Genomic DNA, 23,086 nt, shown 5'->3' on the forward strand with positions numbered 1-23,086 from the left:
ACTTTATCCAATGAAAACGCAAACAAGGCTCGTTAGAATGAGAGTATAAGAAAAGGAGGAGAACAAATGCTGCACACAGTAATCTTAAAGAATAACTACCAAGATTCCATTAACTTAATGCTGCTGACGAATACGATCAATGATCTAGGCGATGTCGAAATGAGTCAAATCATGATGGGGACGGATGCAAACAAAGACATATTAAATAACACTGGCTTGCTTTCTAAAGAGGCAGAAGGTGCATCACCTAACGATATGATGATCGTGGTCGATAGCCAAAACGAACAGATCATGGATCAAGTAATGCCAGCAATCGATTCATTTTTAGCTGATCTTTCAGCAAAAGATCAAGGCAAAGAAACGCCAGCGGCGGCTTCATGGCAAGAAGCCTTGAGCGCAATGCCGGACGCCAATGTTGCATTATTTAGTATTCCTGGGGAATATGGCGCAGCTGAGATGGAAAAAGCGTTGAAAAATGATTTGCATGTTTTCTCGTTTACGGACAATGTCTCTATCGAAGATGAAGTGCGTTTGAAAAAGCTGGCTCATGAAAAAGGCTTATTGATGATGGGGCCAGACTGTGGGACCGGTATTATTTCCAGCATTCCGATTGCCTTCACGAATGTCGTGGCACCAGGAAACATCGGCGTCGTTGGTGCCTCTGGTACGGGGATTCAAGAAGTGACGACGATCATTGACCGATTAGGCGGTGGTGTCGTTCATGCCATTGGGACCGGCGGACGTGACTTAAGCGACAAAGTTGGGGCGATCACTGTCAAAGATGCCATCGTTGCTTTAGAAAATCATGAACCGACAGATGTGATTTGCGTGATCTCGAAACCACCTGCAAAAGAAGTGCGGGATGAAGTCGTTCAATTGCTGCAAAGTATCAGCAAACCAGTGGTAGCGATTTTCTTAGGAGAAAAACCAGAAGCCCATGAAGGAAAAGTCTATTTGGCACATACTCTGGAAGAAACAGCGCGCATCGCTGTTGATCTTGCCAATGAAGAACCCGTCAAAGGGAACTATTTTGAACGCGTGGCAACCCCAGATGTGCCCAAACTCGCTGAAGACAAAGTGGTCAAAGGTCTTTATTCTGGCGGTACATTAGCTGCCGAAGCAGGAATGCTGATCTCCGAAGCCTTGAATCTAGAAGGCCTTGTAAAACAAGAAGGCTATATCTTGCATTCCCACGGTTATGATGTGATCGACCTTGGTGATGATATCTATACCCAAGGCAAACCGCACCCAATGATCGATCCTGAAGTGCGCATCAAAAAAATCGAAGACTATGCGCAAGATGAGCAAACCGGGGTCATTTTATTTGATGTGGTGTTAGGTTACGGCGCACATGCAGATATGGTAGGAGCTTTGTTACCAGCCATCGAAGCTGCACAGCAAACAGCCCAAGCAGCCGATCGCGCGTTGTACTTTGTTGCTACCGTCTGCGGAACTGAAAAAGATCCGCAAAACTATCAAGAAGCAGTCAACCGTTTGAAAGCAGCTGGCGTCTATGTGGCACCAAGCAATGCTCAAGCAGTGCAATTAGCCCTCGCCTTAAAAGGGGCGACTCTTTCTGAAGCAGACAAAGCGGTCAATGACTATACTGGTAGCAAAGTTGAGGTGCCGACAGTTAGCGAGAAAGTGATGGAGCTGTTGACCACCAAACCACGGATCATCAATGTTGGCTTGCAAAGCTTCAATGAATCGATCCTGCAATATGGCGGGAAAACAGAACAATTTAACTGGCGTCCTCGTGCCAACGGCAACAAGAAAATGATCCGCATTTTAGACGCGTTAGAAGAATTTGACGAAAAAATCACAGCTGAAAACCAAGCAGTGACGGATAAAATCAAAAATGCCCAACCATTCTTGATTGATGTCGTTCCAGCTAAATCAGTGATCGCTGAATTAAACGAAAGCCAGAAAACCTTGCTGCATGCAGGACCGCCGATCCAATGGTCGGAAATGACGGGACCGATGCAAGGGTCTTGTATCGGCGCTGCCTTGTTTGAACGCTGGGCGAAGGATGAAGACGAAGCCCGCCGCTTACTCGAAAGTGGGGAAGTCCGCTTTATGCCATGTCACCATGTCCAGGCAGTTGGACCAATGGGGGGAATCACTTCTGGGAATATGCCTGTCTTTGTGGTTGAAAACCGCCTTGTCGGCAACAAAGCCTACTGTATTTTGAATGAAGGGATCGGTAAAGTCTTACGATTTGGTGCCTATTCACAAGAAGTCATCGATCGTTTGGATTGGATCAAAGACGTCTTAGGACCAACCATTGCCAAGGCATTGCAATTAACAGAAGAAGGCATCAACTTGAATGTATTGATTGCCCGGTCGATCACAATGGGGGATGAATTCCATCAACGAAATATTGCAGCATCATTGAACTTTTTGAAAGAAATCGCGCCGTTGATCATCCAAACAGAGATCGATGAAAAGCAAAAATATGAAGTGATCAAGTTCTTAGCAGATACCGATCAGTTCTTCTTGAATATCATGATGGCAACCGGGAAAGCCATCGTTGACGGTGCCCGTGTCGATGCCAAAGGAACGATCGTGACCACCATGACGAGAAACGGTGTTAACTTTGGGGTTCGTGTCGCCCAAACAGAAGACCAATGGCATACTGCACCAGTTAATACGCCGAAAGGATTGTACTTTACTGGGTTTACCGAAGCAGATGGCAATCCTGATATTGGGGACAGTGCCATTACTGAAACCGTCGGCGTTGGAGCAATGGCGATGGTAGCCGCACCAGGGGTAACACGCTTTGTCGGCGCTGGGGGCTTTGAGGATGCGCTGGAAACTTCCAACGAAATGGCAAAAATCTGTTTCGGTCATAATCCGACCTTCTCGATCCCAACATGGGACTTCCAAGGGACTTGTTTGGGGATCGACATCCGCAAAGTCGTTGAAACAGGCATCACCCCAATCATCAATACTGGGATCGCCCATAAAGAAGCAGGTGTCGGTCAAGTCGGCGCAGGCACGGTGCGTGCACCGTTAGGCTGTTTTGAAAATGCCTTGACGGCTTATGCGAAGGATCTGGGGATCGATGTTGACTGAGAAAATCAAAATCAGTGATTATCTAGACCCACTGCAACGATTCGGTCGTACCGGTCGGGTGCATAGCGTGTTTGATCGTTCATTCAATGTGATGATCGGGCAGCAGCTGGTCAATATCAACAACTATCGCAACTATTTGACTGGCTTCGGGGTCTTTTTACCCGATGCATTGTTTGAACAAGTCTTGCCTTTGATCGAAGTCGGCAATCGCGTGCAAGTCCGAGAGCATGGTCTGACCTTTTACAGCACAAAAGGAACATTTTCTCTTTCATTAGAGGAGAAAGAATTGGTTTCGCTGCAGGTGAAGGAGTTATCCTTCACCTCTGCGGAATTGCAGCTTTTGAAAGAAATCCTGCTTCAACAAAAACTAGAAACCAAGATTGGGTTGCCAGAAGATGAGAAAACCCAAGCAGTGTTTGCGGCATTGCGGCAGCCTGTCTCAGATTGGGAACCAATCATTGACCACCTGATTGGTCGCGGCAAAGGATTGACACCTAGCGGCGATGATCTTCTCGTTGCCTATCAAGCGATGCTCTATGCCTTGCAACAGCCAGAAGCCGACGCGTTAGCACAAGCATTGGCAAAACCGCTGTCTACGACGGATGTCAGCCTTGCTTATATTCAAAGTGCCAGTCAAGGGTATGTCAATTCGGTAATGCTGCAATTATTCCAAGACGTAAAAAGTAAAAACCCGCAGGTGCTGGAAAACGATGTGCAGCAGCTGATGTCCATCGGTCATTCGTCAGGCAAAGATCTTAGCTTTGGGTTGTTGTTAGCGTTGGAGTCATTGTCACTTGAGGAGAAAGAATAGAAAAGGGGAGAAATCATGGAAATCAGTAACCAGAAAGATGCGGTCAAAGTAAGCAATTCTTACTGGAAAAAAGTCGTTGCTATTTTCTTTGTCGGCTGGATTTTAATGTACGCCACACGGACGATCTTCAATCCAATCATGGGTGTGATCGGTGAAGAATTCAATTTAAGTAACACACAACTAGGACTTGCCAATAGTATTTTCTTTTTGACTTATGCCGTTGCGCAAATTCCTTTTGGGATCATCGGCGACAAAATCGGTCGTAAATTGGTGATCGCTCTAGGCTTTGTTTTATTGGCGGTGACTACGTACTTCAGTGGGCTAGCCACAAGCTTTGTTTTGTTCTTAGTGATTCGTGCCATTGCAGGGATTGGTCAAGGTGCCTATTACGGTCCGCAATACGCATTGTCTACCGAAGCGATTCCCGACAACAAACGAACCGTCGGAAATGCCATTATCAACAGTGGGATGGCGTTTGGAACGTCTGGCGGGTACTTGCTTTCTAGTAAATTGGTCTTGGATAACGGGGGCCATTGGAGCCAACCCTTCTTCCTAATGGCAATTCCGACCTTGATCGTCGGTGTCTTGTTCTATTTTGTTTTGAAAGAAAAAGTGATTCGTCCAGAAGATGAAGGACAAGAAATAAAAGAAGAAGGGCCGAAAGAAAAGATTTCCTTGAAGCAGATTTTTTCAAACCGCAATCTCGTGGCAGCCTTTGTTCTATGCTTTACCAGCATTTATGCAAACTTTGTGATCATTACTTGGCTGCCGCAATTCTTGATTGCCGAGCGTGGTTTTGAAGGGGCGAGTGTCGGCTTTATTGCTTCCTTAGTCCCATGGGCATCAATTCCAGGTGCGTTGATTTTTGCTCGATTGAATGATAAAACAGGCGCAACGAAAAAATTAGTCTATTTATTGGTCCCATTGGCGACCCTTTCCGTATTTGCCATTGCCTTTGTAACGGATCGTACCTTATTGATCACTGTTTTGATTTTGTATGGATTGACTGGCAAGCTGGCGCTTGATCCAATCGTCGTGACCTTTGTGACGAAAAACGCACCAAAAGGCGCCTTAGGAACGACCTTGAGTGCCTATAACTTTATCGGGATGTCGGGGTCGATCTTAGCACCTTATGTTACTGGCTTTTTAGCCGATTCTTTAGGATCGATGCAGGTCGGGTTTTACCTGTCTTGTCTATTACTGCTGATCGGATTAGGTGTTTTTGCCGTATTAGCAAAGGAAAATCAGAAGGAGAGCATAAAATGAGTTTGAATGTGATCGCGTTAGGCGGCAATGCTATTTTAGATAAAGAACCTAGTGATGAAGGACAAAAAGCAGTTGTTGCGCAAGCAGCACGTTATATTGCCGATTTTGTCGAAAAAGGGGAAAAAGTCATTGTTTGTCACGGCAATGGACCACAAGTCGGCAACTTACTGTTGCAGCAAAAAGCAGGGGAAAGTGAAAAAAATCCCCAATTGAAATTAGACAGCTGCGTGGCGATGACCCAAGGAAGTATCGGATATTGGCTGCAAAATGCCTTGATCAATGAGTTTGCCACACGACAAGCACATCCATCGGTGATCTCATTAGTCACCCAAGTTCGTGTCGATCCAGCAGATCCATCCTTTGAGAAACCTTCCAAACCAGTCGGACCTTTTTATAGTGAAGAGGAAGCCAATGCTGCGATGGCAGCCAATGGCGGGGTATATCAAGAAGATGCTGGGCGTGGTTACCGGAAAGTGGTTCCATCCCCGAAACCGCAAGAAATCGTTGAAAAAGAAGCCATCAAAACATTGGTCGATGCTGGTGTGATCACGATTTGCGCCGGTGGTGGTGGCGTACCTGTCGTTCGCAACGACAATGGGTTTACTGGCGTGGAAGCCGTCAACGACAAAGACTTTACCGCTAGTGTCTTAGCAAAAGACGTGCAGGCCGATCGCCTGATCATTTTGACTGGTGTCGACAATATCTACATCAATTACAACCAGCCGAATCAGCAAGCCTTAGGGGAAATCAGTGTGGCACAAGCCAAGGGCTACATCGAGGAAGGCCATTTTGCAGCGGGCAGTATGTTGCCAAAAATAGAAGCTGCGATTGATTTTGTCGAAGAAGATGCAGCCAGAACCGCGATTATTACCTCAATCGAAAAGTTAGCTGAACTGGATCAGCATACAGGAACCATACTTCGAAAATAAAGAGGGGATCAAAGTGAAAGCAAAAAAACTACCGATGGTGACGCAGATCGTTATTGCCGTTCTTCTAGGGATTCTTTGCGGTTTGTTCTTTGGGCAAGCCGCTTCGTTCCTAAAAATTTTGGGCGACCTTTTCTTGCGTCTGATGCAAATGGCGATCCCATTATTGATCGTTGGCCAAATCATTCAAGCAGTTGGGGGGATTGCCCCGAAAGAACTCACTCGTTTGGGTGGAAAAACGATCGCTGTCTTTGGGATTTCCTCCTTATTCGCTGCTGCATGGGGCGTGCTGATGGCGCTCTTCTTTGCTCCAGGCAAAGGGATCGACTTTTCACAAGCTGCCGGCGAACCTCTGCAAGCACAAGAAATTTCTATATCAGAGACAGTGATCAACTTTATTCCCACGAATATTTTCGATGCGTTGAGTAAAGGGTCAATTATTCAAATCATCGTTTTTGGGTTATTTTTTGGTGTTGCCCTCAATCGCTTTATGCAAAAGAAACCTGAGTCAGCTCTTTATGGGTTGATCGTGGATCTGAATGAGGTCGTCATTGCCATCATTCGTTACGTGATGATCGTGGCACCAATCGGTATTTTTGCTTTGATCGCTTCAACGATCAGCTCCCTGGGCTTGCAGATCATTTTGCCATTAGGCAGCTATTTGCTTGTCTACGGTCTAGCCACCGTCACGTTCCTTGGGCTGTGGCTAGTCTTGTTGACCGTGTATTGTCGGATCAATCCGTTACGATTGATCAAAAATATGAAAAATATGTCGGTCATGGCATTGGCGACAACCTCCTCTGCCATCACGCTGCCGATCGCTATGGAAGAATCCCAGAATAAATTAGGACTCAGTAGCCGCATCACCAATTTGGTATTGCCGTTAGGGATGTCTTTGAACAGCAATGGGTCAGCGATGCATATGGCGATTACAGTCATGACGATCGCCCAAATGTATCAAATCAACTTTGACGGGATCCAAATGGTGACGGTAGCTGTCACTGCGACTTTCGTTTCTTTAGCCAATGCAGTTGTTCCCGGAGCGGGGTTAGTTTCCTTGGCAATCATTGTTCCTCAGCTCGGTTTACCAATCGAAAGCATTGCGCTATTTGCTGGTGTCGAATGGTTTGTTGGTATGCTGCGGACGATCTTGAACGTGAACTCAGACGTCTATTCAGCGCTTTTGATCGCTAAGTCTGCTGATGAACTCGATCATCGCGTGTTTAATCAATAAGAGAAGCCGTTGACAAGCGTGCTTCTCTTTTTCTAAGGAGGAGAAAAGATGGAAGAAATGAGCAGACGTTCTCTGCTGGAATTAGAAGCATTGATGAAAAAGAAACTCTTGGCTGCTGGTTTGCCAGAAGCCGCTGCCAGTGAAACAGCGGCGCATTTGACCTTTGCGGATGCTTGCGGGATCCATTCTCATGGTGCCGTGCGGATGGACTACTATGCCGAGCGCTTAGTAAAAGGCGGCATCACGCTAGAACCAAACATGTCTTTTGAAAAAACAGGCGCCGCTACTGGAATTTTTCACGGAGATAACGGCATGGGGCATTATGTGTGCAACGAAGCGATTGCGATCGCCATTCATCTGGCGAAAGAAGCAGGGATCGCTGCAGTAGGAATCGAGCAGACCAGCCATAGCGGAACGATGGCGTATTACGTCAAACAGGCTGCTGAAGCCGACTTAGTGGCGATCGCCATGTGTCAATCGGATCCGATGGCGGTGCCTTTTGGTGGGACCGAAAACTATTTTGGCACCAATCCAATCGCGTTTGCAGCACCACGAGCCAATCATCCGCCGGTGGTTTTTGATATGGCGACAACGGTTCAAGCGTGGGGCAAAATTTTGGACGCTCGCTCGAAGAAACAGCAGATCCCCGATACTTGGGCCGTAGACGAGCAAGGCTTGCCTACCACCGATCCCTATGCAGTCCAAGGATTATTGCCTATCGCTGGTGCCAAAGGGTATGGCTTGATGATGATGGTGGATATTTTAGCCGGCTCGATGCTGGGCTTGGCTTTTGGTAAACAGGTCTCCTCCATGTATGCGGATTTGACGGAAAAACGCCGCTTAGGACAATTCCTTCTTGTGATCGATCCGTCTCGTTTTACGGACACCGAAACCTTCAAGCAAAGCGTCGATCAGATGGTGACTGAGCTGCATGCAATCCCGCCAGTAAAAGGGCAATCACAAGTCTACTATCCTGGAGAGATCAGCCAAATACACTTTGAAAAAGCTCAGCAAGAAGGGGTCCTGATCCCCAAAGCGATCATTGATTATCTTGAAAGCGAAACCCTCCATTTTGATCGCTATGGTAGTCAAGATTCCTTTGCTAAATAAAGATCTGCAGAAGACGGTTGGTTCATAGGGGATTGAACCAACTGTTTTTTTGCTGTGTGGAGCAAAGAGAATTTTTCCGTCAAAAAATCGCAGCTTTTTGACAGGAGCAGACGAATTCTTTGAGTTGGTTCATTTTTTTCAAAGCATTTCTTAAGCCATTCGCCCTTTGATTGCTTGTTTTTTGGAATATGGTAGAATAGGTCGCATAAGTTTAGATCACTCAAGAAATGAGAGAAAAGCGAGGATGCAGCGTGGCAATGAATAAAGTGGTTCTTACTGGGAAAATCGCAGCGATGCCTAGTAAAGAAGCGTTTGATGCGGCGGACGATCAGGGCGTACGTTTTGATCTTGTCATTGTATCTCAATGGCAAAACAGTGAAGAAGTACATCATGAATGGTTTGCTTGTGTCGTTCATGGGAAACAGGCAGAGACCTTTTTACGGTATACTCAAAAAGGAGCAAGTATCAAAATCAACGGACACTTGCAAGGGTGTCCGTATGAAACAGCAGAAGGGCAAAGATTTTGTGCGGCAGAAGTGGTGGTGGATACCTTTCAAATTTTAGAGTTAGCAGAAGAACCAGCGACGCCTTTTCCTAAAAAGCGACCATCGACACTTGATGAAACGACGCAAACAAAGTCGATCCGCAATGAAAAAGATCCCCTAAAAACACAGATGCTGGAGTTTTTAAAAGACAATCGATTATTTTAATGACGAAACATGCGGAAAGCAACGGCTTCTCGCATGTTTTTTTACGTAGAGAAAGCGTTGGTAAAATTCAATTATATCTGACTAGCGGTGTTCTTTATTGCGAATCAAAGAGGCGGTTAAATAGAATGGTGATTGTAATAAATGATCGCGAAAGTGAAAATAGTGTTTCACAAAAAGTGCCGATTGGTTTAGAATAGTTGAAACATATCTTGAGGGAAAAAGCGGCGCTTGCCTTGTTCAACTGCTAGATGCCGCTTTTTTCTGAAAAAATCGTTAATCAGGGAGGGATGTCGATGGGCAAACCAATTATAGGGATCGCTGCGAATGAAGTGCAAGATGCTGGCGATGTGCTGCATCATTTGCCGATCGCCTACACACCATTAGGGTATGTGCGAGCGATCCAGCAAGCGGGCGGACTGCCATTGCTCTTGCCAATCAGTGAGCCAGCTATAGCCAAGGACTATGTTTCACAGATCGATAAACTGGTATTAGCTGGTGGACAAGATGTTTCACCCAAGTTTTATGGGCAGGAGGCCCATCAGGCAACTGGAAGCGGCTTTTTGTTGGCACGGGATGAGTTTGAACTGGCGCTGATCGATGAAGCACTGCTGCAAAAGAAACCAATTTTTGCGGTTTGTCGGGGGATGCAGCTGGTCAACGTGGCCTTTGGGGGCACGCTGCAGCAAGACATCAGTACCTTCAGTGAGATCATTCATATGCAGGCGCCGATTCCGAAAGAAGTGCCGACCCATGCCATCGCGACGGCTGAAAAAAGCATGTTGGCTCGTGTATACGGTCAAAAAACAAAGGTCAATTCCTTTCATCATCAAGCGGTGGATCGATTGGCTCGTCCATTGCAAAAGACAGCTTGGAGTCCTGATGGCATCATTGAAGGCATTGAACACGTGGATCAGCGCTTGTTGGCGGTTCAGTGGCATCCTGACTTTGCCTATGATGCGCTTTTACAAGAACAAGCGGTTTTCAAGTATGTCGTTGATGTGTTGTAAGAAAGAGGGTCACGCAAGGAGGAGAAAAATGAAAAAGAAAATGATTGGTATCACTGCTTTCACAGTATTGGTTTTAAGTGCCTGCAGTACCACGAGTCCCACGACGGATTCTGGATCGCAAGAGGAGCAAGGCGCTGTTGCGCAAGAGATTCAAGTGTCAACCGCGGGCGCCTTATCGACCCTTGATAGCGGGCAATACACGGATGTCAACAGTTCCGATATGATCGGACAAGTGGTAGAAGGGTTATACCGTCTGGATCAAGAGGGGGATCCTGAGCTTGCGATGGCCGCTGAAGAGCCTACGGTATCAGAAGATGGACTGGTTTATACCTTCACCATTCGTGATGCAAAATGGAGCAATGGCGATCCTGTTACAGCGGATGATTTTGTCTACGCCTTTCAATATGTTGCCAATCCAGAGAACGGTTCTAGCAGCAGCAATCAAATGGATGTGTTGAAAAATGGCAGTCAAGTGCGTCAAGGAGATGCTGAGGTCAGTGAGTTAGGAGCCAAAGCATTGGACCAGCAGACGTTAGAGCTGACATTGGCAAGTCCAATCTCGTATTTGGATCAGATTCTGGTCGGGACACCTTTTATGCCAAAAAACCAAGCGTTTGCTGAAGAAAAAGGCGCCGATTATGGGTTGTCAGCGGAAAATTTTGTCGGCAATGGCCCATTCTTGATCGAAGGGTGGAACGGGACTAACGAATCATGGACGTTAACGAAAAATCCTGATTATTGGGATGCTGAGAATGTCCAATTGACCAAGATCGACGTACAAGTAGTGAAGGAAACGGCAACTGGTGTCAGCCTTTTTGAAACAGGAGAACTGGACTACACCACCTTAACGGATACGTACGCGCAGCAATACCAAAACTCAGCTCAAGCCAACTATGTGCCAAAGGCGCTGGTGGGGTATTTAAGTGCCAACCAAAAACGAGAAGTCACAGGCAATGTCAAGGTACGTCAGGCGATTTTACAAGCCATCGACAAAGAGGCATTTGCTGAAAATATCTTAGGCGATGGATCCACTGCATTGAACGGCTTTGTGCCAAGCAACTTTGCCAAAGATCCTGAAACAGACCAAGATTTTCGTGAAGAAAATGGCGATTTACTGCCGTATGATCTCACAGCCGCACAAGCGCTTTGGGCACAAGCCAAAGAAGAGTTGGGACAAGACGAGATCACTTTGGAACTGTTGTCAGCAGATACAGCAGCAGCCAAGAAAACCATCGAATTTGTCCAAGGACAGTTAGAAACTAATTTGCCTGGATTAACCATCGATGCCAAGTCGATTCCTTTACAAAACCGCTTGGACTTGCAATCCCAAGGTGAATTTGATCTCGTCTTCGGGACTTGGACACCAGATTACGCGGACCCGATCAACTTCTTAGAATTTTATGATTCGACAGGTGGCTTGAATACCTCTGGGTATGCTAGTGAAAGGTACGATCAAGGGTTACAAGAAGCACGGACGACTTTAGCAAACGACCCAGCTGCCCGTTGGGACTTATTAAAAGAACTCGAGAAACAATTGATCGTTGAAGATACAGCCGTCTTGCCGTTATATCAAGGAGCGGTAGCGTATTTGAAAACAGATCGTTTGCAAGGGGTGCAAGTGTTTCCTTTTGGACGAACAGTATCCTATCGCCTAGCATCTGTCACAGAATAAACAGGAAGTAAGAAAACAGAGGAACTTTTTTCAACCAAGTGTGCTGACCAAACAACGCTTGTTGAAGAGAGGAGAATCTGTTTTTTTATTTTGCCAAATTCCTTGCAGCGCTTAGGATAAATAGAGAATTCGTTTTCAAAAAAAAGTTGTTGAAAAGTGAGAAATTGAGAAACGCCTTTTTAGAAAAGTCAATCTTTTTGAAAAAAAATTAATAAAAGTTGTTGCATTCTCAGAAACTTATCTGTAAAGTGTTAGGTGTAGTCAGCAAAAATAAAAAGAGAAGGAGGGATTACGATGCAAAAAGTATTTGATAAAAAAACAACCAAATTGAATAAAGTGAATCCCTCATTCGGTAACCATTAGTGTACAGATAATGTCTATAATAACGACGTTTATGCTCTGTCCTTTTTCCGAAGGGACAGAGCTTTTTTGTGTGCTTTTTTAGAATGTGAGGGATAAAACATGAAGTATGTATTAAAACAATTAAAAACGTATTTTAAAGAACATAAGGTGCGCTATACCTTTGTATTCGTCTTTATGGTGATCGCTAGTGCGATGTATGTCGCACCGATCTATATTCTGCGCTTGTTCATCGATGCGTTGATTCAAGATAATTTTGATTACTCCGTACTGATCCAATATGTGAGCCTCTTCGCGGGAGCTATCTTGTTAGGATATTTGGCGGAATTTGTTTGGACGTTTAATTTATTTATTGGTTCCTACGATTTGCAAAAACAATTACGGGAACAATTGATGAGCCACTTTCTCAAAATGGGGGCGCCGTTTTACCACCGTTTCCGAACAGGTGATTTAATGACTCGTTCCAGTGACGATGTCCAAGTGATGGGGATGACCATTGGGTATGGACTGATGGTTTTCTTAAATACTAGTTTGTATCTAAGCTTTATCGTAGCGATGATGGCTGGGACGGTTTCTTGGCTACTGACCTTGATTGCCTTGATTCCAATGCCGCTTTTAGCCTATTACATTTTCAAATGGGGCTCGCAAGTCGATAAGGCGTTTACGGAGGCGCAGAATTCTGTTTCTGAGATGAACAGTGAAGTGCTGGAGATCATTGATGGCATTCGGGTCGTCCGAGCTTATGGACTAGAAGGAGCCACCACGGAACAGTTTCAAAAGAAAACACTGGAAACACGAGCGAAAAACAATATCGTTTCTGAGATCGATTCCCGTTTTGGGCCGCTGATTACCATCATCTTAGCGATCAGTTTCGTGATGAGTTTTGGTGTGGGGGCGTTTCTTGTTGCCAACCAAACGATCACCATCGGTGCAATGGTCTCTTTCCAAGTGTACTTGACAATGGTCGTTTGGCCGATGATCTCAGCAGGAGATCTTGTGAATGTGATGCAGCAAGGTGCCGCATCCTGGCGTCGGATCAATGAAGTGCTGCAGACGGGAGATGAATTAGAAACGCCAGGTGAAGCCGACCTGCAAGCCATCAATACGATCCGTTTTGAAGCATATCATTTCCAATACCCGCAAGCAGCTCGTTATGTGTTAGAAGGACTGGATTTGACGATCACTCGTGGAGAAGTCTTAGGGATCGTTGGGAAGACCGGCAGCGGAAAAACGACGCTGCTAAGACAATTTGGTCACCGCTATCCATACTCTGATCAAGTCCCCTTGATCAACGAGCAGCCGTTGACGGCCTATCAAACAACAGCAGTGCGGAACCACTTTGCAGAAGTACCGCAAGAACATACCTTGTTTTCACGAACGATTCGCGAGAACTTGTTATTCGGACAGCCAGACGCTTCCGAAGAAGTATTGTGGGAAGCACTGGAAGCTGCTTGCTTTAGCGAAGACATCAAGCGGATGCCAGAAGGGCTCGAAACGGTCGTCGGTGAGAAAGGCGTTTCCCTTTCTGGTGGACAAAAACAACGCTTGTCCTTAGCACGGGCGTTTTTACGAAACAGTGAAGTCCTCTTACTGGATGATGCCCTTTCGGCAGTTGATGCCAAAACGGAACAAGCCATCATCACGAATTTGAAAACGATGAAGCAGGCACCGACCTCCATCATCGTGACCCATCGATTGTCCGCCATCACCGAAGCGGATCAAATCATCGTCTTAGAAGACGGACGGATCACACAGCGTGGTACCCATCAGGAGTTGATCGAAACGCCAGGCTGGTACCAAGAGCAGTATTATCATCAACAGTTAAAGGAGGACGATACGAGTGTTCTCGACGATTAAACGTTTGCTCACGTATTTGAGCTATTATAAAAAACAATTTACCGTGGGTGCGATCTTGCTGTTGCTGGCTGCAGCGCTCGAACTGACTTCCCCACTGATTGCCAAGCAGCTGATCGACCGAGTGATGACACCAGCGGTTAACAGTAGCAATTTAGACACGATGCTTTTGATCCAATTGCTCGCTGGGTATTTGCTGGTCAATTTGATTGGTTCCCTCTTTCGTTATATCAGCTTGCTGCAATTGCGAAAAATGTCCAACAGTATCGTCAAAAAAATGCGGGATCAGCTTTTTGACCATATGCACAAATTACCGGTTTCTTACTTTGACCAGATCCCAGCAGGTAAAGTCGTTGCACGAATCACGAATGACACCGAAGTCTTGCGGTCGAATTTCTACGTGATCGTGATCAGTAACTTGTTAAGCAACATCATCCAAATCATTGGTGCGTTTATTGCATTGTTTCTTTTGAACCGCACCTTAGGAGCAGCGATGCTGATTTTGATCCCGATTTTAGGAATCTGGCAGCATTTTTATACCAAATATGCTTCTCGTTACAATTTAGCAATGCGGGAATACATCTCACAAATCAGTGGACAGTTGAATGAATTTGTCCAAGGAATGGCGATCATCCAAGCCTTCCAACGAGAAAATCAGTTGCAGAAAGAATTTAATGAAACAGTAGAGAAATGGTTCAAAACTGGACGTAAATACCTCTTGCTCGATTCAAGTATCGCTTGGGGATTAGGCAACTTGTTGCGAAATTCAACGATCTTGATTTTGATCACGACCTTGGCCGCCTTTTTCCTTGATGGCCGCTTGGCGATCTCAGCAGGATTGCTGTATGCCTTTATTGATTACATCAACCGCCTGTATGATCCCATCGAAGGGCTTGTCCAAACCATCACCAATGTGCAGCAATCATTAGCTGCTGGACAGCGGGTCTTTGAGTTTGCTGATCAGCCGGTTGAAAAACAACAAAGTGAGCAGCTGACTGTCACGAATGGCGATGTTTCTTTCCAACAAGTGACCTTTGGCTACGACCCTGAGCAAGCGATCTTGCACGATATCAACTTTGACGTTGCCGCAGGAGAGACCATTGCTTTAGTTGGTCATACTGGTTCTGGAAAATCGAGTATTTTGAACCTGTTGTTCCGTTTTTATGATCCGCAGCAGGGAAAAATCGTTGTGGATGGACAAGTGATCGCTGATTATGATCGTCATAGTTTAAGAGATTCAATGGCGATCGTCATGCAAGATCCCTATCTATTTACTGGAACGATCGCCAGCAACATCGGGATGAACGATCCAACGATCACCGAAGCGATGATTATCGATGCCTTGAAGCAAGTCGGCGCTGACTACCTTTTGAGCCGCTACGAAAAAGGCATCCATCATCCAGTCGTTGAAAAAGGCAATGAGTTTTCTAGTGGAGAACGCCAGCTGATCAGTTTCGCCCGTGCGCTGGTGTTTGATCCAAAAATCTTGATTCTGGATGAAGCGACGAGCCATGTGGACACTGAAACAGAGTCCATCATTCAAAAGGCGATGACCGTCTTGCAAAAAGGACGGACGACCTTCATGATCGCTCACCGTTTGTCAACGATCAAACAAGCCGATCAAATCTTGGTCCTAGACCAAGGGAAGATCGTGGAACGGGGAACCCATGCGAGTCTTGTCCAAGGGCAAGGAATCTATCAGCAAATGTATCAAATGCAGGCAGAGCAGCTGTAATCAGCGGTGATTGCCGACAACAGTAACCGTAAAAGAAAATCCTTGAGCCTCCTGCATGGGAAGTGGCTCAAGGATTTTTTATATAATGCGAAGGTGCAGCCAATCATCTATGGGGAGTAGGAAGAGGAGGCCTTCGCTTATATATCAGTAGGAAAAGCGGCAAGGTGTTGTCGTAATTTTGTTAAGAAACGCTCGCCGATCACTGATAATGGGCGATCGTTCTTTTTAATGAGGATGATCTCACCCTCGGACGCGTCGATCAAAGGAAGAAAAGCCAAGCCTTGGCGTTCTGGTTGGGCAACGATCCCCGAGCCGGTTCCATAAAGATTCGTCTGCTGTAATAGCTGGACCATTGTGCCTCGATCGCTGACATGCACCACTTGAGGGCTTTGAGCAAAGTCGATCAAATCTTCGGAAAAGAACGAATAGCGTTCATCTTCTTGCAAAAAGCGTACTTGCGGATAGGGGGCGAGATCCTTTAAGGAAAGCCGCGTTTTTTCTGTCAAGGGATGAGTCGCTCGTAAAAAGACATGGGGGCGAAACCGTCCCAACGCCTCGAAGGACAATTGGGCGCCTTGTAACAGTCTTTCCAATCCTGCTTGGTTTTGCTCATTCAAATAAAGAACCCCAAATTCACTTCGATATTGCTGCACGTCCGTGATCACTTTTAAGGTCGTGGTTTCTAATAGGCGAAACTGGCGACAGTCGGGAAATTCCTGTAGCAGTTCACTGAAAATTCCAGCCGTGAAATCATAGTGCTGGCTTGCGATGGCGAAGGTTTGACTCGCTGCTTGCTTGCTGGAAAAACGCGTTTGCAGCTGCGCTACTTGACTCAAGATCGGCTGGGCATGGTCTAGAAATTCCGAGCCTTCGGCAGTCAAGCGGGCACCTTGATTCGTACGCTCGAAAAGCTGGACCTCCAATTCTGCTTCCAACTCTTTCACGGCTTGGGAAAGACTTGGCTGTGAGAGATACAGCCGTTTGGCTGCTTCACGAAAACTTCCATGGTCAGCGATCGCTTGCACGATCCGCATTTGTTGAATATTCAATTTTTGACCTCCTTTACAAAGATTCAGACGGAAAAAGGGTCCACCAATCAATAGTAGTCAGTTCTTTTCCTTCTATAATAGAAGCTTCTTAAAAAATAAGAAGACAGTTGCTGCTTATTGCTACTTGTGAAGCGGTTATTGCAATTCTTCAGGAATAAACCAATAGCCCGTTTGATTCTCTTCTGCCAGCAGTTCTTTAAAGGCTTCAGAACGATATGCTGCCACCACTGCCTGTGCCCAATCACTGTCTTGGTTGGCTTCTTTGACCGTTGCCACCAGTTCATACTCTTGCAAAATGTCTTCACTTAATAAACTTTCCTCTGCAGCAATTCCAGCACTATAAACGATGCTGCCGGGAATCACCGCATAGTCTAAGTCTGCTAAGCTGCGGGGGATTTGCGCAGAATCCATCTCGACGATATCCAGGTTATAAGGATTGTCAGTAATGGTTCTTAACGTCGCGTCAATGGGCGCCACTTCGGGGTCAAGTTCGATCCAGCCAGCTTTTTGCAGCAGCAACAGGGCACGGGCGCTGTTTGACGGATCATTGGGAATCCCGATGGTATCGTTTGCTTCAATCGCTGCTAAATTGTCCTTTCTGCCAGGATACAAGCCAGCTGGAACGGTAGGGATCGGTGTGATACCCACCAAATCGGCACCCGTGTTTTCATTAAAGTTCTCTAAATAGGCGGTATGCTGATCCACGTTTAAGTCGATTTCGCCATCGTTCAGTGCAATGTCTGCTTCCAACACCCCAGTAAAGCCAATATCGGTCACGGTATAGCCAGCTTCTTCTAAAATCGGTTTGATTCCCTGAAGAAACAGCTCGCTGTAAGGTCCTGGTGTCGTACCAACTCTGATTTCTGTCTGCTGTTCTTCGACATTTCCGGTCACTTCTTCTTGGTTGCCACAGCCCGTAAATAAGACCAAGGATAACAGACCAATGCCCATACCTAATCGAATCCTTCGTTTCATACCTCTTCCTCCTTTTTTATAAAAAAAACCTTCCCAAAGACAATTCTTTGGGAAGGACGATCATTTCGCGGTACCACCTTCATTTGTTTTTTGCTGAAACAAAAAACCTCAGTCAGTTCATCAAATAAACTGCATTGCGCTATCGGGCTTTCTCCGTCGGGGATTGTTCGTCCACGAATGCTCAAAGGTCATCTTCGGATCGTCTTCCTTACTCGTTTCCACCAGTTCCGAGCTCTCTTGAAAGAAAGGGGGGATCGTACTCTTCTTCTCACTGCATGTGTATGAAATTAGTAGTATCTTAGAACAAGATGAGAAAGTTGTCAATTGCTTTCGTGATAGGTGATTCCAATCACTACGCAGGTAGTAGGGGAACAAATGGGGAAGGATAAGAATAGACCAATAAGGCAGGAAAAGCAGATGAATGGTCGAAATCGCTTGGTTGGGTTAGAATCGAAGCACAAAACAAAAAAAGAGGCGAGCAAATGAAATTACTTTTGATTGGACATACCGGCACACTTGGGCAGCTTTTAGTTGAAGGCTTTCAGCAACTGCCAGAGGTGGAGCTGATCACGGCTAGCCGTAGCAGCGGCGATTATCAAGTCGAAATTGCGGATGCAGCCAGTGTCAGCCAGCTATTTGCAGCTACTGGAAAAGTGGATGCCATTGTTTCCGCTGCGGGAAGTACAGTGTTTAAACCCTTTGAGGAATTGACGCCAGCAGATATTCAACAGTCGGTGGCTTCGAAGCTGCAAGGACAAGTCAACCTTGCGTTGATTGGCCAGCATTTTCTCAATGAAGGTGGCAGTATCACACTGACTTCTGGAATTATCAAAGACGAATTTATCCCAATGGGCACGCCTTCAGCACTGGTCAACGGCGGTTTAGAAGCCTTCGTGGCATCGGCGGCTTTTGAGATCGGTCATGGGGTACGAATCAATGCAGTCAGTCCCAATGCACTTGTGGGCTCTTGGGAAACCTTCGCCGATTCTTTCAAAGGCTTTATTCCCGTTGGTGACGCACCTGTTTTTGCAGCGTATCAAAAAGCAGTCTTTGGGATCATGACTGGCAAAACCTTCACCGTTTATTAAGAAAAAGCAGAAGTAGGAAAAACCGCCAAATCAAAGCTGACTTGGCGGTTTTTGTTCTGCTGAAAAAGAAGCAGCAAGCAGTTAAGAAGAGAGCAATTGAGTTTTCAGCTTGGGCATTTCTGCTTTGAGTTGTTGGCGAGCAAAAGCCAAGTCATTGATCCAAGAAGCAATCGCTTCTTTTTCTAAGAACAGAGGCATTCGATCATGGACTGGTTCAACAGAATCGTTCGCGGCAGTCGTTAGAATGATTGATTCGGTTTCGATTTGATCCTCTTTTTGAAGGATGCGATAAAAACCAGCGGCATAAATCACGTGATCTTGCGAAAAGAGAAACTTTTCCTTTTCATGATTCCATTCATAGAAACCAGACATCGGAAAGACACAGCGATGCTCTTGGAAAGGTTTGCGAAAAGTCGGTTTTTCTTCAACGGTCTCAGAACGGGCATTGATCATCAAATGCCCTTTTTTAAAGCCGGTAAAGCCCCACCTTGTCACACCAGCTACAACTTGTTGTTGTTGATTTGCACCGATGGTTACGACATGATTGGAAGGGAAAACATCATTGACAGCGACAGTCTGTTGGCGCTTGCGGGCTTTCGTCGCGGCTTCTTGATAATATTCTGACAATTCGCCAGTTGTTGGGTCAAATAAGTATCGGCCGCACATGGACGGGTCACTCCTTTTTTTGGATTGGCTGGTGCCTTTGTTTCAGTATAAAGACTCAAGGCGTCAAAACCAACTAACTTGCTTCACTTCTCGATTCAACAAGAAAAGGATCTTAAACATATGTAAAAAATCAGGAGTATCGCTTGATTTGCTGGAAATCAGATAACAAAAAAAGGCAGTCACCTACTGAGGTTGACAGCCTTTTTTATTCTAGTTGGTTAGCCAATTTTTTTAACTCTCCCGCCGATTTTATTTGCGAAACGTTCAGCATCTTCTCTGCAAGTATAGGTCAATGCAATTGTTTTGTCCCGTGTTCTTTTTCCTTCGGCGGTTAGATAACCATGAAAGATTTTAATCGCATACAATAGATAAACACCTCCTTATCCTTGGTAATAATAACAAATTTACCGCTTACATTCAAGAGATATAGTAAAAGTTTATTTTTTGTTAGTTATTTTATTAAGAATTTATTCAAAGGTTTAAGAAACGATTGAAGGAGAAAGGGAGGAGAGTGGAATAGACCAATTCGTGTTTGAAGGAAAGACGAAGGAACGGAAACGTATAAAATTTCTGCTACTTGCTTTCTAGCATATAAGGACAAAGAATGAAAACTATTATGTTTTGACATTTCAACAAATAGACCAATCGAGGAATAACTAAGATATGTGTCAAAAGTAGAGAATAGAAGCTATTTTCGTTTTTTGCGTGTTATTGATACATTTTCCCCTCAAAAAATGATTTGTAGAAAGAAACGATGACTCAAGCGCTATATAAGCACGAAGCTTGTTGTTTATTGTGTTGGTAAGTTACTGGTTTTTGGGGAATAAAAAAGCAAAAGTTGTTCTTGAAATGTCCGTCTGACAAAGGCAGCTTTTGTGAGAAGCTCAACGGGGGCTTAACCGATCGTGTGAAAAATTTTAAGGAAGCGATTGACAAGTTTTTTTTGAAGTGCTATGATACCGATGTAATTAGATAACGGTTACAGAAGTGCTGTGACCAAGAGGCGTGTTACTGTAAGAAGGCAAACCTCATATTCCACCAAGGGTGGAGTATGAGGTTTTTTAGTGTTTTTAAGGTGGAGGAAATCATGAAAATAAAGAAGTTTTTAAATAATAATGTTGTCTTACTAAAGAAAGGCAGCAATGAAATTATCGGATTTTCTACAGGCATCAGCTTCAATAAGAAGGTAGGAGATGATGTAGAAGAACAAGATTTTGAAAAGATTTTTGTATTGGATACCCATGCAATGCTGGAACATTTTAGCTATCAATTAGGAAAATGCGATCCGAAATACGTAGCGATCGTTGCTAAAATCGTGGCTTATGCCAAACAGAATTATCGCTTAGCAGTCAGCTTCATTTGTGGCGCTTCCATCATACAGCAGTGTGTTTCATGCGCTGATCGGCTCGTTGATTACTTTTGCGATTGCCTTTGCCTATACCTGGCTCATGGTCAAAGATGCAGATTTTCCTAACAATAATCAGCCACAAGCAGTAAAATCTGGAGCGCAAGATGCGACACCCGAAGCAACTGATGTTTCTTCTGAAACGAAGAAAGAACAACCAGCGATTGAAAAAATTGTATTATCACCTTTAAAAGGGACTGCTGTTCCATTGACAGAAACCAATGATCAGGCGTTTGCTTCATTGGCATTAGGTAAAGGAATTGCTGTTAAGCCACACGATCAACAGGTGATAGCACCATTTACGGGACAGGTTTCTGCCGTTTTTCCAGGAAATCATGCGATTGGACTTACCAGTACCGAGGGGATTGAACTACTGATCCATATCGGTATCGATACGGTGAATATGCAAGGAAGTGCCTTTGAACGACTAGTCAATGAAGGTGATCTAATCACAGTGGGAGAAACGTTATTGCATTTTGATTCAGAAAAAATCGCTCAGGCAGGGTATGAAGATACCGTTATGATCACTGTTACTAATACGGCAGACTTCTTAGATGTTGTGGCACTTGCCCAACATCAAGAAATTCAAGCTGGCGATCAGTTATTAGCCATTTTTTAACCATTAGAAAGAAGAAAGGATGACAGCAATGAGTTTCCCAAAACATTTTTTATGGGGCGGCGCTTCGGCGGCAAACCAATATGAAGGCGGTTATAATGAGGGCGGAAAAGGGCTCGCTTGTGCTGACTTGATCAGTGGTGGCAGCCATACGACTTCTCGGAAAATCACAGCGAAAATTGAAGAAGAGTTGTTGTATCCGAGCCACGAAGCAACTGATTTTTATCATCATTATCAAGAAGATATTGCATTGTTTGCAGAAGCTGGATTTAAAGCTTTCCGCATGTCTATCAACTGGACACGGATTTTTCCCAAGGGCAACGACGCTGAACCGAATGAAGAAGGACTGGCCTTTTATGACCGTGTGTTTGACGAGTGTCGGAAGTACGGGATCGAACCAATTGTAACCATTGCTCATTTTGATGTTCCCGCATATTTGAGCCAAGAATACAATGGTTGGGCGAGTCGTGAAGTGATCGACTTTTATGCGAGATATGCGGCGGTGTTGTTTGAACGCTATCACGAAAAAGTAAACTATTGGATCACTTTTAATGAAATCAACACGGCGACTTTAAGTATCGGAAACTTTTTATCACTGGGACTGCAAGTTGGTGAATCTGAATTTATCAATCAGCCGGATAATCTACAGCAACGATACCAAGCCCTGCATCATCAATTTGTTGCCAGTGCAAAGGTTGTCGCTTACGGACATGAACACTATCCAGATCTGAAAATCGGCTGTATGATTTCTTATATGCCACGCTATCCTTATACCAGCCATCCAAATGATGTATTACTAGCCAAACAAGAAGAAAATATGCACTCGAAGTTTTGTGGCGATGTGCAGGTCACAGGGAAATATCCTTATTATGCAAAGAAATATTTTGCTGATCATGGCTTTACAATCGAGTTTGCACCAGAAGATCAAGCGATCCTAGCTAAGGGAACAGTGGATTACTACACGTTTAGTTACTATTTAACACTTTGTGTCTCTGCAGATGAGAAAGTTACCAAAAATGGACACAGTATGATTGGCGGCTCAGGCGTAAATAATCCTTATCTAGAGCAGACGGAATGGAATGCGATGATTGATCCAGTAGGATTGAGAATTGCGTTGAATGATATTTATGATCGCTACCAACTGCCATTGATGATCGTGGAAAATGGGATCGGGGTTTCAGAAACTGTTGCTGAAGATGGACAGATTCATGATGATTATCGTATCGATTATTTAGAAAAGCATATTGCTGAAATGGAGAAAGCCATCGATGATGGTGTCGAGTTGATTGGTTACACGATTTGGAGTGCCGTTGATATTGTCAGTGCTTCTACAGGAGAAATGAAAAAAAGGTATGGCATCATTTTTGTGGATAAATATGACGACGGGACAGGGACTTTAGATAGAAAGAAAAAAGACAGTTTCTATTGGTATCAACAAGTGATTGAACAAAACGGCTTATGATTAAATACTCCAGTACTTGCGGTGAACAAGTGCTGGAGTTTTTTTGCGCATCAATTTCAGCGTAT

The 23,086-nt window shown here is 44.9% G+C and carries 19 protein-coding genes and 1 other annotated feature; of the genes, 15 read left to right on the top strand and 4 right to left on the bottom strand.

The genetic code is table 11. The annotated features are described in order from the left end of the window. Positions 1-66 precede the first annotated feature (66 nt). The 11 genes from QN079_RS04455 to QN079_RS04505 all read left to right on the top strand — a co-directional run bounded on the left by QN079_RS04455 (position 67) and on the right by QN079_RS04505 (position 15,760). Positions 67-3,075, top strand: coding sequence for a bifunctional FdrA/YlbE family protein (locus tag QN079_RS04455; protein ID WP_289230449.1), 3,009 nt, complete (start codon positions 67-69; stop codon positions 3,073-3,075). Next, a complete protein-coding gene (locus QN079_RS04460; RefSeq protein WP_289230450.1) occupies positions 3,065-3,886 on the top strand; it encodes an oxamate carbamoyltransferase subunit AllH family protein in 822 nt (273 codons plus the stop codon). The genes QN079_RS04455 and QN079_RS04460 overlap by 11 nt, the downstream gene beginning before the upstream one ends. Positions 3,887-3,901: 15 nt before the next feature. Continuing rightward, positions 3,902-5,152: an MFS transporter gene (locus QN079_RS04465; protein WP_005225376.1), complete on the top strand. Its 1,251-nt coding sequence runs from the start codon at positions 3,902-3,904 to the stop codon at positions 5,150-5,152. Further along, on the top strand, positions 5,149-6,081 hold the full coding sequence (arcC, locus tag QN079_RS04470; protein WP_289230451.1) for a carbamate kinase: 933 nt from the start codon (positions 5,149-5,151) through the stop codon (positions 6,079-6,081). The genes QN079_RS04465 and arcC overlap by 4 nt, the downstream gene beginning before the upstream one ends. 13 nt (positions 6,082-6,094) lie before the next feature. Then, positions 6,095-7,312 (top strand): dicarboxylate/amino acid:cation symporter, encoded by a 1,218-nt coding sequence (locus QN079_RS04475; protein WP_015509197.1) that lies wholly within the window; start codon positions 6,095-6,097, stop codon positions 7,310-7,312. Between the two features lie 48 nt (positions 7,313-7,360). Further along, on the top strand, positions 7,361-8,422 hold the full coding sequence (gene allD, locus QN079_RS04480; protein WP_289230452.1) for an ureidoglycolate dehydrogenase: 1,062 nt from the start codon (positions 7,361-7,363) through the stop codon (positions 8,420-8,422). A gap of 227 nt (positions 8,423-8,649) precedes the next feature. Beyond that, complete coding sequence (gene ssb / locus QN079_RS04485; protein WP_034695396.1) at positions 8,650-9,132, top strand: single-stranded DNA-binding protein; 483 nt, start codon at positions 8,650-8,652, stop codon at positions 9,130-9,132. A 293-nt stretch (positions 9,133-9,425) separates the two neighbouring features. Next, entirely contained in the window at positions 9,426-10,139 is a 714-nt protein-coding gene (locus QN079_RS04490; RefSeq protein ID WP_289230453.1) for a gamma-glutamyl-gamma-aminobutyrate hydrolase family protein, read from the top strand. A gap of 28 nt (positions 10,140-10,167) precedes the next feature. Further along, positions 10,168-11,811 (top strand): peptide ABC transporter substrate-binding protein, encoded by a 1,644-nt coding sequence (locus tag QN079_RS04495; protein WP_223597431.1) that lies wholly within the window; start codon positions 10,168-10,170, stop codon positions 11,809-11,811. A 462-nt stretch (positions 11,812-12,273) separates the two neighbouring features. Then, entirely contained in the window at positions 12,274-14,028 is a 1,755-nt protein-coding gene (locus QN079_RS04500) for an ABC transporter ATP-binding protein (protein ID WP_289230454.1), read from the top strand. Further along, positions 14,012-15,760, top strand: coding sequence for an ABC transporter ATP-binding protein (locus tag QN079_RS04505; RefSeq protein ID WP_005225384.1), 1,749 nt, complete (start codon positions 14,012-14,014; stop codon positions 15,758-15,760). The genes QN079_RS04500 and QN079_RS04505 overlap by 17 nt, the downstream gene beginning before the upstream one ends. Positions 15,761-15,897: 137 nt before the next feature. On the opposite strand, the gene QN079_RS04510 is transcribed toward QN079_RS04505, so the two are convergent. Both QN079_RS04510 and QN079_RS04515 read right to left on the bottom strand, forming a co-directional pair. After that, complete coding sequence (locus QN079_RS04510) at positions 15,898-16,809, bottom strand: LysR family transcriptional regulator (RefSeq protein WP_289230455.1); 912 nt, start codon at positions 16,807-16,809, stop codon at positions 15,898-15,900. A 135-nt stretch (positions 16,810-16,944) separates the two neighbouring features. Continuing rightward, positions 16,945-17,784, bottom strand: coding sequence for a MetQ/NlpA family ABC transporter substrate-binding protein (locus tag QN079_RS04515; protein ID WP_289230456.1), 840 nt, complete (start codon positions 17,782-17,784; stop codon positions 16,945-16,947). Positions 17,785-17,833: 49 nt separating this feature from the next. Next, positions 17,834-18,065 (bottom strand) — a binding site (T-box leader). A gap of 201 nt (positions 18,066-18,266) precedes the next feature. Here QN079_RS04515 and QN079_RS04520 point away from each other — a divergent pair. Beyond that, on the top strand, positions 18,267-18,872 hold the full coding sequence (locus tag QN079_RS04520; protein WP_167823417.1) for a short chain dehydrogenase: 606 nt from the start codon (positions 18,267-18,269) through the stop codon (positions 18,870-18,872). An 81-nt stretch (positions 18,873-18,953) separates the two neighbouring features. On the opposite strand, the gene QN079_RS04525 is transcribed toward QN079_RS04520, so the two are convergent. Both QN079_RS04525 and QN079_RS04530 read right to left on the bottom strand, forming a co-directional pair. Beyond that, complete coding sequence (locus QN079_RS04525) at positions 18,954-19,538, bottom strand: SOS response-associated peptidase (RefSeq protein ID WP_289230457.1); 585 nt, start codon at positions 19,536-19,538, stop codon at positions 18,954-18,956. 218 nt (positions 19,539-19,756) lie between these two features. After that, on the bottom strand, positions 19,757-19,903 hold the full coding sequence (locus QN079_RS04530; protein WP_005234527.1) for a hypothetical protein: 147 nt from the start codon (positions 19,901-19,903) through the stop codon (positions 19,757-19,759). A gap of 722 nt (positions 19,904-20,625) precedes the next feature. Here QN079_RS04530 and QN079_RS04535 point away from each other — a divergent pair. From QN079_RS04535 to QN079_RS04545, 3 genes are read left to right on the top strand one after another with little or no spacing between them, the layout of a single operon-like run. Beyond that, entirely contained in the window at positions 20,626-21,012 is a 387-nt protein-coding gene (locus QN079_RS04535) for a CAT RNA binding domain-containing protein (RefSeq protein WP_289230458.1), read from the top strand. After that, positions 20,900-21,562 (top strand): PTS sugar transporter subunit IIA, encoded by a 663-nt coding sequence (locus QN079_RS04540; RefSeq protein WP_289230459.1) that lies wholly within the window; start codon positions 20,900-20,902, stop codon positions 21,560-21,562. The genes QN079_RS04535 and QN079_RS04540 overlap by 113 nt, the downstream gene beginning before the upstream one ends. Positions 21,563-21,590: 28 nt before the next feature. Further along, positions 21,591-23,021: a glycoside hydrolase family 1 protein gene (locus QN079_RS04545; RefSeq protein ID WP_289230460.1), complete on the top strand. Its 1,431-nt coding sequence runs from the start codon at positions 21,591-21,593 to the stop codon at positions 23,019-23,021. The last annotated feature ends 65 nt before the right edge of the window (positions 23,022-23,086 follow it).

It is taken from the genome of Enterococcus sp. FZMF (genome assembly GCF_030263915.1).
In the GTDB taxonomy this organism is placed as follows: domain Bacteria; phylum Bacillota; class Bacilli; order Lactobacillales; family Enterococcaceae; genus Enterococcus_D; species Enterococcus_D casseliflavus.

Coding starts and splice junctions, on each gene's coding strand:
- QN079_RS04455 (WP_289230449.1), top strand. CDS start 67: ATGCTGCACACAGTAATCTTAAAGAATAACTACCAAGATTCCATTAAC.
- QN079_RS04460 (WP_289230450.1), top strand. CDS start 3,065: ATGTTGACTGAGAAAATCAAAATCAGTGATTATCTAGACCCACTGCAA.
- QN079_RS04465 (WP_005225376.1), top strand. CDS start 3,902: ATGGAAATCAGTAACCAGAAAGATGCGGTCAAAGTAAGCAATTCTTAC.
- arcC (WP_289230451.1), top strand. CDS start 5,149: ATGAGTTTGAATGTGATCGCGTTAGGCGGCAATGCTATTTTAGATAAA.
- allD (WP_289230452.1), top strand. CDS start 7,361: ATGGAAGAAATGAGCAGACGTTCTCTGCTGGAATTAGAAGCATTGATG.
- ssb (WP_034695396.1), top strand. CDS start 8,650: ATGAGAGAAAAGCGAGGATGCAGCGTGGCAATGAATAAAGTGGTTCTT.
- QN079_RS04490 (WP_289230453.1), top strand. CDS start 9,426: ATGGGCAAACCAATTATAGGGATCGCTGCGAATGAAGTGCAAGATGCT.
- QN079_RS04495 (WP_223597431.1), top strand. CDS start 10,168: ATGAAAAAGAAAATGATTGGTATCACTGCTTTCACAGTATTGGTTTTA.
- QN079_RS04500 (WP_289230454.1), top strand. CDS start 12,274: ATGAAGTATGTATTAAAACAATTAAAAACGTATTTTAAAGAACATAAG.
- QN079_RS04515 (WP_289230456.1), bottom strand. CDS start 17,784: ATGAAACGAAGGATTCGATTAGGTATGGGCATTGGTCTGTTATCCTTG.
- QN079_RS04520 (WP_167823417.1), top strand. CDS start 18,267: ATGAAATTACTTTTGATTGGACATACCGGCACACTTGGGCAGCTTTTA.
- QN079_RS04525 (WP_289230457.1), bottom strand. CDS start 19,538: ATGTGCGGCCGATACTTATTTGACCCAACAACTGGCGAATTGTCAGAA.
- QN079_RS04535 (WP_289230458.1), top strand. CDS start 20,626: ATGAAAATAAAGAAGTTTTTAAATAATAATGTTGTCTTACTAAAGAAA.
- QN079_RS04545 (WP_289230460.1), top strand. CDS start 21,591: ATGAGTTTCCCAAAACATTTTTTATGGGGCGGCGCTTCGGCGGCAAAC.